This is a genomic window from Streptomyces sp. NPDC100445, from assembly GCF_044759735.1.
Taxonomy (GTDB): Bacteria; Actinomycetota; Actinomycetes; order Streptomycetales; family Streptomycetaceae; genus Streptomyces.
Genome location: NZ_JBIVZV010000001.1, coordinates 646,881 through 661,037 on the forward strand (window position 1 = coordinate 646,881; position 14,157 = coordinate 661,037).

At 75.9% G+C, this 14,157-nt stretch carries 14 protein-coding genes; 9 read left to right on the forward strand and 5 right to left on the reverse strand.

Annotated features, from left to right (window positions below; translation table 11 throughout):
* Positions 1–235: 235 nt before the first annotated feature.
* From ACIQVT_RS02905 to ACIQVT_RS02920, 4 genes are all read left to right on the forward strand, one after another.
* Complete coding sequence (locus ACIQVT_RS02905) at positions 236–514, forward strand: polyprenyl synthetase (protein WP_403746454.1); 279 nt, start codon at positions 236–238, stop codon at positions 512–514.
* Positions 504–1,559, forward strand: coding sequence for a polyprenyl synthetase family protein (locus ACIQVT_RS02910; protein WP_403746456.1), 1,056 nt, complete (start codon positions 504–506; stop codon positions 1,557–1,559). Before ACIQVT_RS02905 ends, ACIQVT_RS02910 begins: the two co-directional genes overlap by 11 nt.
* A gap of 36 nt (positions 1,560–1,595) precedes the next feature.
* Positions 1,596–2,759, forward strand: a complete 1,164-nt coding sequence (locus ACIQVT_RS02915; RefSeq protein WP_403746460.1) for an oxygenase MpaB family protein — start codon at positions 1,596–1,598, stop codon at positions 2,757–2,759.
* A gap of 92 nt (positions 2,760–2,851) precedes the next feature.
* Positions 2,852–3,853, forward strand: coding sequence for an NAD-dependent epimerase/dehydratase family protein (locus tag ACIQVT_RS02920; protein WP_403746463.1), 1,002 nt, complete (start codon positions 2,852–2,854; stop codon positions 3,851–3,853).
* 23 nt (positions 3,854–3,876) lie between these two features.
* On the opposite strand, the gene ACIQVT_RS02925 is transcribed toward ACIQVT_RS02920, so the two are convergent.
* Both ACIQVT_RS02925 and ACIQVT_RS02930 read right to left on the reverse strand, forming a co-directional pair.
* Positions 3,877–4,986, reverse strand: coding sequence for a sensor histidine kinase (locus ACIQVT_RS02925; protein ID WP_403746465.1), 1,110 nt, complete (start codon positions 4,984–4,986; stop codon positions 3,877–3,879).
* Positions 4,987–4,988: 2 nt separating this feature from the next.
* Positions 4,989–5,729 (reverse strand): response regulator transcription factor, encoded by a 741-nt coding sequence (locus tag ACIQVT_RS02930; protein ID WP_403746468.1) that lies wholly within the window; start codon positions 5,727–5,729, stop codon positions 4,989–4,991.
* A 114-nt stretch (positions 5,730–5,843) separates the two neighbouring features.
* Here ACIQVT_RS02930 and ACIQVT_RS02935 point away from each other — a divergent pair, with 114 nt between their 5' ends.
* Genes ACIQVT_RS02935 through ACIQVT_RS02945 form a run of 3 tightly spaced genes read left to right on the forward strand, consistent with a single transcriptional unit; the run spans position 5,844 to position 7,920 of the window.
* A complete protein-coding gene (locus ACIQVT_RS02935) occupies positions 5,844–6,563 on the forward strand; it encodes a glycosyltransferase family 2 protein (RefSeq protein WP_403746471.1) in 720 nt (239 codons plus the stop codon).
* Positions 6,560–7,177, forward strand: coding sequence for a DUF2064 domain-containing protein (locus ACIQVT_RS02940; RefSeq protein ID WP_403746473.1), 618 nt, complete (start codon positions 6,560–6,562; stop codon positions 7,175–7,177). The genes ACIQVT_RS02935 and ACIQVT_RS02940 overlap by 4 nt, the downstream gene beginning before the upstream one ends.
* Positions 7,174–7,920, forward strand: coding sequence for a class I SAM-dependent methyltransferase (locus ACIQVT_RS02945; RefSeq protein WP_403746478.1), 747 nt, complete (start codon positions 7,174–7,176; stop codon positions 7,918–7,920). The genes ACIQVT_RS02940 and ACIQVT_RS02945 overlap by 4 nt, the downstream gene beginning before the upstream one ends.
* Before the next feature lie 307 nt (positions 7,921–8,227).
* Here the strand turns inward: ACIQVT_RS02945 and ACIQVT_RS02950 are convergent, their stop codons facing one another.
* Positions 8,228–9,457, reverse strand: coding sequence for a molybdopterin-dependent oxidoreductase (locus ACIQVT_RS02950; protein ID WP_403746480.1), 1,230 nt, complete (start codon positions 9,455–9,457; stop codon positions 8,228–8,230).
* Positions 9,458–9,572: 115 nt separating this feature from the next.
* On the opposite strand from ACIQVT_RS02950, the gene ACIQVT_RS02955 reads away from it, so the two are divergent.
* Entirely contained in the window at positions 9,573–10,949 is a 1,377-nt protein-coding gene (locus ACIQVT_RS02955; protein WP_403746485.1) for a hypothetical protein, read from the forward strand.
* 34 nt (positions 10,950–10,983) lie between these two features.
* Here the strand turns inward: ACIQVT_RS02955 and ACIQVT_RS02960 are convergent, their stop codons facing one another.
* Entirely contained in the window at positions 10,984–11,130 is a 147-nt protein-coding gene (locus ACIQVT_RS02960) for a hypothetical protein (RefSeq protein WP_403746487.1), read from the reverse strand.
* A gap of 413 nt (positions 11,131–11,543) precedes the next feature.
* Here ACIQVT_RS02960 and ACIQVT_RS02965 point away from each other — a divergent pair, with 413 nt between their 5' ends.
* A complete protein-coding gene (locus ACIQVT_RS02965; RefSeq protein ID WP_403746489.1) occupies positions 11,544–11,864 on the forward strand; it encodes a hypothetical protein in 321 nt (106 codons plus the stop codon).
* A 7-nt stretch (positions 11,865–11,871) separates the two neighbouring features.
* Here the strand turns inward: ACIQVT_RS02965 and ACIQVT_RS02970 are convergent, their stop codons facing one another.
* Positions 11,872–14,106: an FUSC family protein gene (locus ACIQVT_RS02970; protein ID WP_403746492.1), complete on the reverse strand. Its 2,235-nt coding sequence runs from the start codon at positions 14,104–14,106 to the stop codon at positions 11,872–11,874.
* Between the last annotated feature and the right edge of the window lie 51 nt (positions 14,107–14,157).

Below are 14,157 nucleotides of genomic sequence, written 5' to 3' on the forward strand. Positions count from 1 at the left end.
TCTTCGGGACCGGCAGCACGTCGTCGACCAGATCACTTTCTTGGTCCGTGCATGTCAGTCACATGGGTGTCAACGGAGCTGGCCCCCCGGACATTCCCGGCCGGCCGGACGCGTACGGGCGTACGAGGTGATCACTCGTTGGTGAGTTCCGCGGGCGTCCCGCCGGCCGCGCGGACACGCTGGCGGGGACGGCGCGCGACCGGCGGCGTCCGGTGCTCGGACGAGGGGAGAAGACGTGGCTGGGGATGCCGGACGCCGAGGGGGTCTGGACGAGCAGGCGGTGCTGGTCGCGGCGGGGCTCGCGGACCTGGCGGTGAGCACCCTGGTGTCGGCCGCCGGAGCGGTGCGCGGGCTGCTGCGCCGTTCGGACACCGCGCACCTGGCGGCTCAGGCCGAGCAGGAGCTCGCGGCCCGCGGACGGCTGGCCCTGGACCGGTACGCGGTGGTGCCGCCGGCCCACCTGGAGGTGCTCGCCCGGCACGTCGTGGCGCGGCGGGCCGGCGATGGCGGCTGACCGCTGGGACGCGCCCGCGTTCAGAGCCCGCGTCGACGGGGTGCTGCGCGCCTTCGTGAGCGCCGAGGCCGACGCGCTGGCGGCCGTCGACCCGGCGCTGGATCCGGTCGCCGGGCAGCTGGAGGCCGCGGTGGCCCGGGGAAAGCGGCTGCGGGCGGCGTTCTGCTACTGGGGCTGGCGGGCGGCCGGGCAGCCGGACAGCGCGGCCATGGTGCGGGCCGCGGCCTCGATGGAGCTGGTGCACGCCGCGGCGGTCGTGCACGACGACCTGATCGACGACAGCCCGTTGCGGCACGGACGGCCCACCGTGCACGTGGCGCTGCGGTCCGCCGTGCCCCACCGCCCCGGGGCCGCGCGGGCGGGGAAGGCGCTCGGGATGCTCGTGGGCGACCTGTTGATGTCACTGGCGGGGCAGCTCTTCGCGACCAGTGGCCTGCCCGCCGCCTATCTCGCCCGGGCCCGGCCGCTGTGGGGGACGCTGGCCCGGGAGCTGGTCGCCGGCGAGTGCCTGGAGATCCTGCGGACCGCGCAGGTCCCGGACCTGGCGGCCTCCCTGAAGGTGATCCGGTACAAGACGGCCAAGTACACCGTCGAGCAGCCCCTGCTGATCGGGGGTGTCCTGGCCGGGGCCGGGGACGGGCTGTGCGGGGGTTACTCCTCCTACGGGGTGCCGCTGGGCGAGGCGTTCCAGCTGCGGGACGACCTGCTGGGGCTGTTCGGGGACGAGCGGGTCACCGGCAAGGCCGGCTCGGACGACGTGCGCGGCCACCGCCCCACCGCGCTCCTCGCGGAGACCTGGCGGCTGGCCGGCCCGGCCGAACGGGAACGGCTGGGCGCGCTGCTGGGGCGCCCGGACCCGGACGGGGAGTGCCTGCGGGCGGTCCGGGAGCTGATGGGCCGGCTCAAGGCGCCGGACCGCGTCGAGGCGCTGATCACCGAGCGTGTCGACGAGGCCCTCGCCGCGCTGGACGGACTGCGCCTGCCCATGCCCGCGGACGACGCCCTGCGCACCCTGGCGCACTCGGCCACGGTCCGCCCGTACTGACCGGCCGACCGGCGGCCGGCACCAAGGAGCCCTGTCATGACCTACACCAAGGCGTCGCTGGACGCCCTGCGCCACGGCGGCGACGAACTCGCCGACGCCACAGTCGCCACGCTCTTCGCGCGCGGGGAGGTGGGCCAGTTCAACACGCTGATGCGGTACGTCTCCACGGTGGGCGCGCCGCTGCCGGACGGGCTGCCGGAGGTCGCCCGGGAGTACCTCGCGGCGACGAGCGTCCCGCCGGCCTGGGTGGACTGGGGGGAGATGGAGCGGGCGCGGCTGTTCTTCATCGACAACAACGTGCACATCTCCACGGCGCTGTCCTTCGCCGCGATGCCCGCCTGTTACGTCGTCCCCAACGTGGCGCGGCTGCTGTCGGCGACCCACTCGCTGCGCTACCCCTCCAAGCGGATGGCGGAGACCGGGCAGTTCACCGTCTACCTGATGCAGCCCGACGCCTTCGAGGCGGGCAGCCGGTTCATCCCGGCCGCCCAGAAGGTCCGGCTGCTGCACGCCTCCATCCGCCACCACCTGGAGCGCGAGAACCGCTGGGACACGCGGGCGTGGGGGACGCCGATCTGCCAGGAGGACATGATCGGCGGGCAGCTGTTCTTCTCGCTGCTGGTCCTCGACAGCCTGCACCGGCTCGGCATCCACATGACCACCGAGGGCGCGGAGGCCTACTACTACGCGTGGCGGGTGGTCGGCGCGATGCTCGGCGTCGACCAGGACGCCGTACCGAAGACCCTGGAGGACGCGCGGGCCTTCCTCGACCTGTACATGATCCGGCACATGGGGCCGTCCGAGGAGGGGGCGGAACTGACCCGGCAACTGATCGACCTGTACGAGGAGGTCGTGCCCGGCACCTTCTTCGACCCGATCGTCTCCGCGCTGATCCGGCACCTCGTCGGCGACACCTGCGCCGACTGGCTACGGGTGCCCCGCACCCGCTGGGACACCCTGGTCAAGGCGGTGCCCCGGCTGCTGGGCGTGCTGGAGACCATCGAGGACCGCTCACCCCTCGGCGCCTGGGCCCTGGACCGCCTCGGCCACCTGACCACGGTCCTCGAACTGTCCTCCCTCACCCGCGGACGGGTCATGCACTACGCGATCCCGGAACACCTGCGCGAGGACTACGGCGTGGAGGGCGGGGTGCCGCGCACCCGCCGGTGGACCCCGCCCGGCGCCACGGTCGCCCCCTGACCGGTCCGGCGGGGTACGGCGAGGTCTTACGGAGCGGTGACGTGCCGGTCGGGTCACCGGTTCCGCGAGGTCGGCGGACCTAGCGTGGCCGTATGCGTGTACTGGTCACCGGCGGTGCCGGGTTCATCGGGTCCCATGTCGTCGAGGCGCTGCGCGGGCGCGGGCACGAGCCGGTGGTGTACGACGTCCGGGACGATCCCGCCGCCGACGTGCGCGACTCGCGGGCGGTGGCCCGCGCGCTGGCCGGCGTCGACGCCGTCTGCCACCAGGCGGCGATGGTCGGGCTGGGCACCGGGTTCGCCGACGCGGCGGAGTACGTCTCGCGCAACGACCTGGGCACCGCCGTCCTGCTGGCCGCGATGGCCGAGCGGGGCGTACGGCGGCTGGTGCTGGCCGGGTCGATGGTGGTGTACGGGGAGGGCCGGTACGAGTGCGGTGCGCACGGGGTGGTGCGGCCGGGGCCGCGGGCCGTCGCCGACCTGGACGCGGGCCGGTTCGAGCCGCTGTGCCCGGTGTGCGGGGAGGATCTCCGCCCCGGACTGGTCGGCGAGGACGCCCCGGCCGACCCGCGCAACGTGTACGCCACCACCAAGCTGGCGCAGGAGCATCTCGCCGCCGCCTGGGCGCGGGTGACGGGCGGGTCGGCGGTGTCGCTGCGCTACCACAACGTGTACGGGCCGCGGATGCCCCGGGACACGCCGTACGCGGGCGTCGCCTCCTTCTTCCGTTCGGCGCTCGCCCGGGGCGAGGCCCCGCGGGTCTTCGAGGACGGGCGACAGCGCCGGGACTTCGTGCACGTCAGGGACGTGGCGGCGGCCAACGCGGTCGCGCTGGAGGCGGACACGCCCGCGGGGGTGCTGCGCGCGTACAACACCGGCAGCGGTGAGCCGCACTCGGTCGGCGAGATGGCGCGGGCGCTGGCCGCGGCCCACGGCGGTCCGGCGCCGGTGGTCACCGGCGAGTACCGCTTGGGCGACGTCCGGCACATCACCGCCGACTCCGCTCGGCTGCGCGAGGAGTTGGGGTGGCGGCCCGCGGTGGCGTTCGAGGAGGGCGTGCGGGAGTTCGCGCGGGCGGCGCCGGACGGCCGGTGACCGCACCGGCGGTGGACGGCCGCTTACGACGGCAGCGGCAGTGTCACCTCGAAGCGGCAGCCGCCGGGGATGTTGCGTACGGCGGTCCGCCCCCGGTGCGCCTCCACGATCCCCCGGACGATGGCCAGGCCCAGCCCCGCGCCGGCCGGGGGCGTGCGGGCGTCGGTGCCGCGCCAGCCGGTGTCGAAGACGCGGGGCAGGTCCTCCTCGGGGATGCCGCCGCAGCCGTCCGACACCGACACCACCACGCCGTCGGGCCCGCGCTCGGCGGCGACGGCCACCGTGCCGTCGGCGGGTGTCCGGCGGATGGCGTTGACCAGCAGGTTCCCCAGGACCCTGCTCATCTCCCGGCCGTCGATCTCCACCGGCACCGGCTCGACGTGGGCGCCGACCAGCCGCACCCCGTGCTCGCGGGCGAGCGGGTCGGCGCCTGCCAGCGCGTCGCCGACCAGGTCGTACAGGGACATGCGGGAGAGGGAGAGCGAGAGCGTGCCGGCGTGGATGCGGGAGAGTTCGAAGAGGTCGCCGACCATCGCGTCGAGCCGCTCGACCTCGGTGCGGATCTGCCTCAGGTAGCGGTCGGGGTCGGCGGCGACCCCGTCCTCCAGGGCCTCGGCCATGGCGCGCAGTCCGGCGAGCGGGGTGCGCAGGTCGTGGGAGATCCAGGCGACGAGTTCCCGCCGGGAGGTCTCCAGCGCCCGCTCCCGCTGCCGGGACTCGGCGAGGCGGGCGCTGGTGGCCGCCAGTTCCCGGCTCAGCGCGTCCAGTTCGGCGGTGGCCGGCCCGGTGGGCGCGCGGAAGGCGCCGGCGTCGCCGAACGAGCGGGCGGCGACGGCGAGTTCGTGGCTGCGGGCCACCACCCAGCGGCCCAGCAGCAGCGCGGTGGCCAGCGAGACCACGGCCGCCATGGCGACCACGGTCGTCACGACGGTCAGATCGTGCGGGGAGAGGAACATCGCCCAGGCGACGGCCAGGGTGCCCGCCAGCATCGCCACCACGCCGACCGCCGCCACCACGGCGAGCGAGGCGGTGAGCGAGCGGCGCCGGGTGAGCCGCAGCACGCCCGCTCCGGCGAGACCGGTCGCGGCGGCGCCGGCGAAGGCGTAGAGGGCGATCAGGAGGGTGTCGCGCATGGTCAGCCCGTCTCCCCGGTGTCGCCCCCGAAGCGGTAGCCCACGCCCCACACGGTCTGGATCAGGCGCGGGCGGGCCGGGTCGTCCTCGACCTTGCCGCGCAGCCGGCGCACGTGCACGGTGACGGTGGACAGGTCGCCGAAGTCCCAGCCCCACACCTCGCGCATCAGGTCCTCGCGGCTGAACGCCCGTCCGGGATGGCGCAGGAAGAAGGTGAGCAGGTCGAACTCGCGCAGTGTCAGCGCCAGTTCGCTGCCGTCCTTGGTGGCCCGGCGGGCGGCGGGGTCGACGGTGAGCCCGGCCGCGCCGACCGGTGCCGCCGGCGAGGCGGCCCGCGGGCGGGTGCGGCGCAGCACCGACTCCACGCGCAGGACGAGTTCGCGGGGGCTGAAGGGCTTGGTGACGTAGTCGTCGGCGCCGATCTCGAGGCCGAGGATGCGGTCCTCCTCGTCGCCGCGCGCGGTGAGCATGACGACCGGTACCGGGCCGCGGGCGCGCAGCCGGCGGCACACCTCCAGGCCGTCCATGCCGGGCAGCATCAGGTCGAGCACCACCAGGTCGGGCCGGTGGGCGTCGGCGCGGGTGAGGGCCGTGGGGCCGTCCTCGGCGCGGTCGACGAGATGGCCGGCGCGGTCCAGGTAGCCGGCGACGACCTCGGAGACGGTCGGGTCGTCGTCCACCACCAGGATGCGGGCGGGCCGGCCTGCCGCCCGGGCCTCGACGGGCTCGTACTGCTGTCGCATGCCCCCAGCCTGGCACCGCCTCCCGCCCGGCGTCGCCCCGCGGGGCCGCACGGCCTCCGACGTCCTCGTTTCGTAAGGAGCGGACGTCCGAAACGCCCGGTTCGCGTCCGTAGGGTGAAAGCCGTGACCATCTCACCGCCCCCGCACGACGTCGACGTCGTCCTGCCCTGTCTCGACGAGGCCGAGGCCCTGCCGTGGGTCCTCGCCCGTATCCCGGCCGGCTGGCGTGCCCTCGTCGTGGACAACGGATCCACCGACGGCTCCGCCGAGATCGCCCGGGCGCTCGGCGCCACCGTGGTGCGCGAGCCGCGCCGGGGTTTCGGCGCCGCCTGCCACGCCGGCCTGAGCGCCGCCACCGCCGGCATCGTCTGCTTCTGCGACTGCGACGCCTCCCTGGACCCGGCGCTGCTGGTGCCGTTCGTACGCGAGGTCCGGGACGGCGCCGCCGACCTGGTGCTGGGCCGGCGCCGTCCCGAGGCCCGGGGCGCCTGGCCCGCGCACGCGCGCGCCGGGAACCTGGCGGTGACGCGGATGCTGCGCCGGCGCACGGGACTGCGCCTGCGCGACCTGGGGCCGCTGCGCGCCGCCCGCCGTGAGGCGCTGCTCTCCCTGGACCTGACCGACCGCCGCAGCGGCTACCCGCTCCAGATGGTCGTGCGGGCCGCCGACGCCGGCTGGCGCGTCACCGAGCACGACGTGCCGTACCGGCCGCGTACCGGGGCCTCCAAGGTGACCGGGACGTGGCGCGGGACCTGGCACGCGGTCCGCGACATGGGCCGGGTGCTGGCCGAGCGGCCGGTCGGGGCGCCGGAGGGGCGGGGGGTCGTACGGTGACCACGCTGCTCGTCATCGCCAAGGAACCGCGGCCCGGACGGGTCAAGACGCGTCTCACCCCGCCGTTCACGCCACGAGAGGCGGCCGCGCTGGCCGAGGCGTGCCTCGCGGACACCCTCGACGTGGTCGCGGCCACCCCGGCCGCCCGCCGGGTCCTCGTCCTGGACGGGGACCCCGGGCCCTGGCTGCCACCCGGCTTCGAGGTCGTCCCGCAGTGCGCCGGCGGTCTCGACGCGCGGCTGGCGGATGCCTTCGCCGGCTGCCCGGGTCCGGCGCTCCTCATCGGCATGGACACCCCGCAGGTGACCCCTGAGCTGCTCACCGTGGACTTCGCCGGCTGCGACGCGTACTTCGGGCCGTCGGCCGACGGCGGTTTCTGGGCCCTGGGACTGGCCGAGCCCGACCCCGCTCTGCTGCGCGGTGTGCCGATGTCGGCGCCGGAGACGGGCCGGGTGCAGCGCCGGCGGCTGGTGGACGCGGGACTGCGGGTGCGCGACCTGCCCCTGCTGCGGGACGTCGACACGGCCTTGGACGCCCGTGCCGTGGCCGCGCTGGTCCCGCACGGCCGGTTCGCCGCCCGGCTCGCCCGCTGCGGGACGGAGGCGGGCCGATGAGCACCGCCGTGCCCGCGTGGGCCGCCGCCGACTCCTACACGGCGGCCCTGCGCGCCGGACGCGGGCCGCTGTTCCTGCGCCGCGAGGACGGCTGGCTGCTGCCGCTGGAGGTGGAGCGCTGGTGCGCCCGGGCCGACGCGGCCGACCTGGACGTCCTGGACCGGTGCGAGGGCGCCGTGCTGGACGTGGGGTGCGGGCCCGGACGGCTGGTGGCGGAACTCGCCGCGCGGGGCCGGGCGGCCCTCGGTATCGACGTCAGCGAGGCCGCCGTCGGTCACGCCGTACGGCTCGGCGGGCAGGCCCTGCGGCGCTCGGTGTTCGAGCCGCTGCCCGGCGAGGGCCGCTGGGGCACCGTGCTGCTGATGGACGGCAACGTGGGCATCGGCGGGGAGCCGCGCGCCCTCCTGGACCGGGTGGCCCGGCTGCTGCGCCCCGGCGGGCTGCTGATCGCCGAGACCGCCCCGGTGGACGTCGACGAACGCGCCCGCGTACGGGTCGTGGACGCGCCGGGCGGCCGCGCGGCCGGCGCCCCGTTCCCGTGGGCGCGGGTCGGGACACCGGCGCTGCTGCGTCACGCGCGGGGTTGGCAACCTGCCGGCCGGTGGACGGCCGGCGGCCGCTGCTTCGTCGCTCTGCGCAGCCGCAGCGCCAGCAGCAGGGCGGAACCGCCGAAGAGCACGGCGGTGATCAGCAGCCAGCGGGCGAGGAAGCCGTCCGGGGAGAGCCCGGTGGCGAGCCGGTAGCGCCGGTCCGTCATCCCGCTGACGAGCGGGAACCAGACGAGCAGGAGCAGCGCGGACAGGGCCGCCGGGACGCGTACGTACATCGTCCACTCCCGGCGGCCGACCGTCTCCAGACCCCGTACGACGGCCCGGTCCGCGACCGCGTACAGGGGCAGCAGGACCAGGTCGTGCAGGAGGGCCGCGCCCACCCACCACAGCGCTACGCCCGTCCAGTCGTCCGCGAGCAGACGCACGCCCGCGTAGGCGGCCAGCGCGAACGAGCAGGCCAGCACGAGCAGGTGGAAGGGGCTGCCGAGCGGCGGGCGCCTCATCGCAGGTCTCCGAAGGTCAGCTTGGCCACCCATTTGGTGTTCAGGACACCGGGCGCGGCGGGGACGATGACGCGCGCCGGGTGGCCGTGGTCGGGGGAGAGTTCCTCGCCGTTGACGTACAGCGCGAGCAGCGAGCGGGGGTCGGCCACCTGGTTGGCGCGCAGGGCCGCCTTCCGGAAGGCCCCGTGGGTCTGGAGGGACTCGACGAACAGGTCCGGCGGGTCGCCGTCGTGGCCGGCCAGGGCGGCGAGGTCGCGCAGCCGCACGCCGCGCCACCACTGGTCGGAGGTGGACCAGCCTTCCACGCAGGCGATGGGCAGGGCGGCGCTGTGCAGGGGGAGGCGCAGGAGGTCGGTGCGGGTGAGCCGGACGGTCCCGGCCCGGCCGGTGACGACGAGCCGCCACGCGTCCTCGTCCGTGTCCGCCGGGCGGATGCCGGCGTAGGCCGCCGTCTTGTTGATCTGGAAGCCGTTCGGTCCGGCGCCGGGATCGGCGCCGCCGTGCGGCGCGAGCAGGGCGGTGCGGCGCAGCCCGTCGAAGCTCTGCCCCACCGTCGTGGCGAACAGCAGCAGCGAGCCGCCGCCGGTGAACAGCAGTGCGCCGCGCCGGGAGACGGTGGGCGGGTCCGGCAGCGGGGAGGCCGTCGCGCCGCCCTGTTCCCCGCGCCCGCGCAGCGTGCGGAGGGCCGCCGGTGTCTTGAGCACGGCGTGGGCGACGAAGGCGGCGAAGAACACCCAGGCGCCGTAGAAGTGCAGCGGGTAGAAGGAGCCCGGGAAGACGTAGTCGAGCTGGATGTTGAGCACGCCGGTGGTGAACTCGAACAGCGCGCCGCCCACGAGGAGCAGCAGGGAGATCCGCTCCAGCGCGTGGGTGAGCGAGCGGGCCGGCGGCAGCGCGAACAGCCTGGGCACCACCGACCACAGCTTGGCGAGCAGGACCGGGATCAGGGTGATGCCGAGGGTGACGTGGACGCCCTGGTCGAGCCGGTAGAGCCAGTGCGGGTGGGTCGGCCAGGCGAAGAGGTAGAAGCCGAGGAGGCCCTTGCCCGGGGTCTGGTCGTTCACCGGCGACAGGCCGGGATTGTAGGCCGCGTAGGACGCGAGGCCCGTCAGGAACAGGACGGTGATGCCGGCGAGGAGGACGACGCCGAGCGCCGAGGTGAGCCAGGTGCCGCGCGCCGGGCTGCGCCAGAAGGCGGGTGTGGTGGGTGAGAGGGGGTGCCGCATGTCTCGACGGTAGGCCCGCGGACGGGCGCCGCGGGGTGTGCCGGTGATGACGAAACGCTGACGTCGCGGCCGGACCGCGGTACGCGACCGGCCGCGCGGCCTAGCGTGTGCCGGTGTGATCCGCTTCCGCCCCCGTGGCCGCTCCGCCGACCTGTACGCGGACCTGTGCGCCGCCCTCGCCGCCGCCCTCCTCGTGCTGGTGGCCGTGCTGGTCGGCCGTCGCGTCCAGGACGCCCACCACTCCCTCTTCGTCCACTGGCCGCCGCTGTTCGCCGACTGGGACCCGCACGTGGGACCGGGGACACCGGCCGCCGTGCTGGTGGCCCTCGCCGCGGTCGTGTACGGGCCGGCCCTGGCGCTGCGGCTGCCATGGCGCCGGCTGCTGGCCGTGTCCTGGGCCGCCGCCCTGGCCTGGACGTGGTCGCTGGCCCTGGTCGACGGGTGGCAGCGGGGCGTGGCCGGGCGGCTCACCACCCGCAACGAGTATCTGACGGTCATCGGCCGCTTCCACGACGTCCCGGCCGCCCTGCGGGACTTCACCCGGCACATCGTGTCGGGGCCGCCCGGTGCCTGGCCGGCGCACATCGCCGGACATCCCCCGGCTTCCACGCTCACCTTCGTGCTGCTGGACCGGGTCGGTCTGCGGGGCGGGGGCTGGGCGGGGGCCTGGTGCGTGACCGTGGGCGCGACGGCGTGCGTGGCCGCGCTGGTGACGATCCGCGCGCTGGCCGACGAGCGGCTCGCCCGGCGGGCGGCGCCCTTCCTGGTACTGGCCCCGGCCGCCGTGTGGGTGGGCGTCTCCGCCGACGGGTACTTCATGGCGGTCGCCGCCTGGTCCGTGGCCCTGCTGGCGCTCGCGGTGACCGGACGGTCCGTGGGGTGGGCGGCCCTGTCGGGGCTGCTGTTCGGCCTGACCTGCTACCTGTCGTACGGGCTGACGCTGGTCGCGCTGATCATGGCGGCGGTGCTGGTGTCGGGGCGGCACGGGGTGCGCGCACGCCCGGTGATCTTGGTGGCCCTGGCCGCCGGGGCCGCGGTCGTGCCCGTGCTGTTCACGATCGTCGGGTTCGACTGGTGGGAGGCGTACCGACTGCTGGTGACCCGCTACTACCAGGGCGTCGGCGGGACCAGACCGTACGGGTACTGGGTGTGGGCCGACCTGGCCTGCGCGGTGCTGATCACGGGGGTGGCGACGGCGGCGGGCCTGCGCCGGACCGGTGCGCTGCTGGTCCGGCGCCCCCGTGACGTGCTGTCGGCGCCCGGTGGTCCGGGGGCGGCGGCCCGGCTCGCGCTGCTCGTGTCCGCCGCCCTGCTCGCCCTGCTGTGCGCGGACCTGTCCGGCATGAGCAAGGCGGAGACGGAACGCATCTGGCTGCCGTTCGCGCTGTGGCTCCTGGCCTCCGGCGCGTTCCTCGGCCGCCCCCGCGCCTGGCTCACCGCCCAGGCGGTACTCGCCCTGCTCCTCAACCACCTGCTGTTCACGGGGTGGTGAGGCCGCCTCACCCGCGGCGGGGGCACCCCCGACGTCACCGGCGGGCGCGCAGCCTCTCGAAGAGCCGCTGCGCCTGCGCGCGGCGGCGGGGGTCGGACGCGGCGCGGCGGGCCTGTTCGATCGTGCGCCGGCCCTGGGGGCTGCGCGCGAACTGCTTGATCCGTTCGACGACTCCGGACACGGCTCTCCTTCCGCCGGGGCACCGGGTGCCCCGCTGTCTTCGGGTCCTGTGCCGTTGCGCCTACCCGGTCGCGGGCGGTCCAGCCCCGTCCTGTTCCGGCCGAGGCCGCACCGGCGCGGTGCCGGGGGCCTTGCAGTGGCGGGGCGGCATCGGGGCGTCCGTCGTCCACCGGTGCCCGCCCGCCTGAAACGGTTGAAGCGTCACCCGAGTCGGGGGTGCGGCCGGGGGCGCGTCGGGGCCGGTCAGGGCCGCGGGGCCGCTGCAAGGGTCGCGGCGTCCGAAAGCGGGCAGTGTCTGTTGCGCCGCGTCCCGCGCCACTGGAATGTTCGACTTCTGAACGCACCGGTCGCACGTTCGCCGTGATCGTTCCGATTCCCGGTGCGCCTTCGTCAAGTAACCAGAGGAGTGAGATCGTGCGGAGATGGACGAAACGGGCCGTAGTGACCGCCGGTACGGTCATTGCTTCGAGCCTGTCACTCGCCTTCCCGGGACCGGCCTCCGCGGCGGACGGGGCCGCCGCGCCCGCCCCGTCGTGCGTGGCGATGTACGAGAGCTGGCGGTACACCCAGGCCGCCAACGACTGCTCGGACGCGCTCGACGTCATGGTCGTCTACCAGGACGGCGCGTCGGGCCTGTGCTACGCGCTCCCGGAGGGCGGCTTCACCACGGTCGGCGAGGGTTACCTCGGCGCGCACGGCCACGCCGACCACCTCGCCGCGTGCGAGCCGTCCTGACGCGCCCTCAGGGACGTCGGCCGGTGGTCCGCTCGCCGGCCGCGGCCGCCGCCGCGGCACCGGCGCGCGCGATCCGGGCCAGGTCGGTCATGAGCGAGGACAGCCAGGACTCGGTCGCGTAGTACCGCCGTGGGGCGCCGGGCGGCTCGGCGCGGAACGCCGCCAGCGCCGCCGCGTCGGGAGAGACCACCGGCACCGATGCCGGGGTGTCGTCCCCCGGGTCCAGCGCCGCGGAGACCAGCAGCATCCGCCCCGCCACCCGCTCCCCCAGCGCGCCGGCCGACCTGGCGGCCGCCGGGCCCAGCGCGGTGACCGGTGGCTCCAGCAGCCGGTCCGAGCCCCACAGGGTGTGGTGCCCGGCCATCAGGGTGGCCTGCCAGTCCATGTCGGGCAGTTCCGCCCTGCGCCTGCTGAGCTGGAACGGCGTCGGCTCGCTGAGGTACTGGGCGTAGGCCGACTCCGCCAGGATGACGGCGCGCTGGAGCGACCGGTGGCCGGGCACGCCCGACCGGGCGGCCGCCGCGGTGCCGTCGGGACCGGCCACCGAGGCGCTGGTCGCCACGACGATCTCCGCCGCCCTGCGCAGCAGTTCGGCCGCCGCGTACCGCAGCTCGTCGTGGGCGCCGCGCGGCCAGGCCAGCACACCGAAGACGGCACCGATGGCGCTGCCGACCAGCACGTCCAGCAGCCGCACCTCCGCCAGCCGCCAGGTCGGCGGCGCGAGCTGGGCGAAGACCAGGGCCACGAGGACGGTGAACAGCCCCTGTGCCCAGCCGACGCCCTTGACCGGGCCGACCGTGAAGCCGAACAGCATCCACAGCGGCAGCACGGCGGCGTAGACGGCGGTGTCCGGGCCGACCGCCAGCAGGATCCCGGCGGTCAGCAGGGCCCCGGCCAGGGTGCCCACCAGCGCCAGCCGGACGGTGCTCCAGGTCTGGTTGACGGTGGTCCGGGTGATGGTGAGCGTCGCGAGCATGGCCCAGAAACCGTGCGGCAGCGTGTCGACCCCGGCCACCAGCCGGACCGCGGTCAGTGCCAGGGCGATGCGCACCGCGTTCTGGAAGAACACCGACCGGCGCCCGGCGTGGCCGCGCAGCCGGTGCCACCACAGGACCGGGGCCGACCGGGAGGCGTACCAGAACCGCCCGAGCGGTACCGGCACCGTGGCGCGCCGGCCGTGCACCGCGAGGTCGGCGGCCGTGCCCATCGCCAGCGCCGCGTCGGCGATCTCCAGCAGGGCGGCGTGGCGGCGCAGCACGGCGGGCGGGAAGACCGGCGCGGGCGCGGTGCCGTCGGACGGGTGCCCGTTCCCGGCCGGGCCGGGAGCGGGCCCCGCGGACAGGGCGGACAGGTGGGCGCGGGCCGCGGCCGCCCGTTCCCACTCCACCGTGGGCGGCACACCCGACCGCAGGCAGGTCGCGGTGGCGGTGGCCAGCCCGGCCACCGCGCCCAGCAGGGCGGCCGTGTCCGGGCCCGGGTCCCGCCCGGGCACGGCCGGCAGCTGCGCCAGTCGGGTGAGCAGGGCGCGCACGGCCAGACCGGTGTGGCCGAGCGCGCGGGCCCGTACCCCCGGCCCCGCCGGGCGCTCCGCCTCCGGCACGGTGGCCGCCCGCAGCGACTGCCCGGCCCGACGGGCGTCCTCGACGTCCGTGCCGGCGAGGGCGTAGGGCGGGGCGACGAGCAGCGCCACGCAGCGCGCGGCGGCCAGGGCGCCGCGGGCCGCCCGCTCCCGGTACGTCGTCGGGCCCGGTCCGGCGCACAGCAGCGCCTCGGCGGCGGCCAGCACGAGCACGCCGGTGGTCGTCCCGGTCAGCCGCTCACCCAGCGAGCCGGGATCGTACGGCGGGAACGACGGCAGGATGTACAGCAGCTGGAGTCCCGGCGCCGCCCCGGCCGGACGGGGGCCGCCGACGGCGGCGAAGGCCAGCGTGAAGCCGATCACCAGCATGCCGGCCACCGCGCTCCAGGTCCGCACCGACAAGCACGTGCCGGCCGTCACGAGGACCCAGGACACCGGGAGTGCGCGCAGCATGATGCCGGAGCGCACGCGCCCGTTGCCGGGGATGCGGGACAGGCCGCCCAGTGCCACGGCGCCGAACAGGGCGTAGGTCGCCGCCACGGGCCGGCCCAGGCCGTAACGGAAGAGGTAGAAGCCGGCCGCCGCGGCCAGCGTCACGGTCAGCGCCCGGCGGGCGGAGACGGCGTAGGCCGTCGGCAGACGGCCGACCAGGGCACCCCACACCCCTCCAGGATCACCCCGGACGCCGGTCGCGGCACCTCGCGCCGGTCGCCG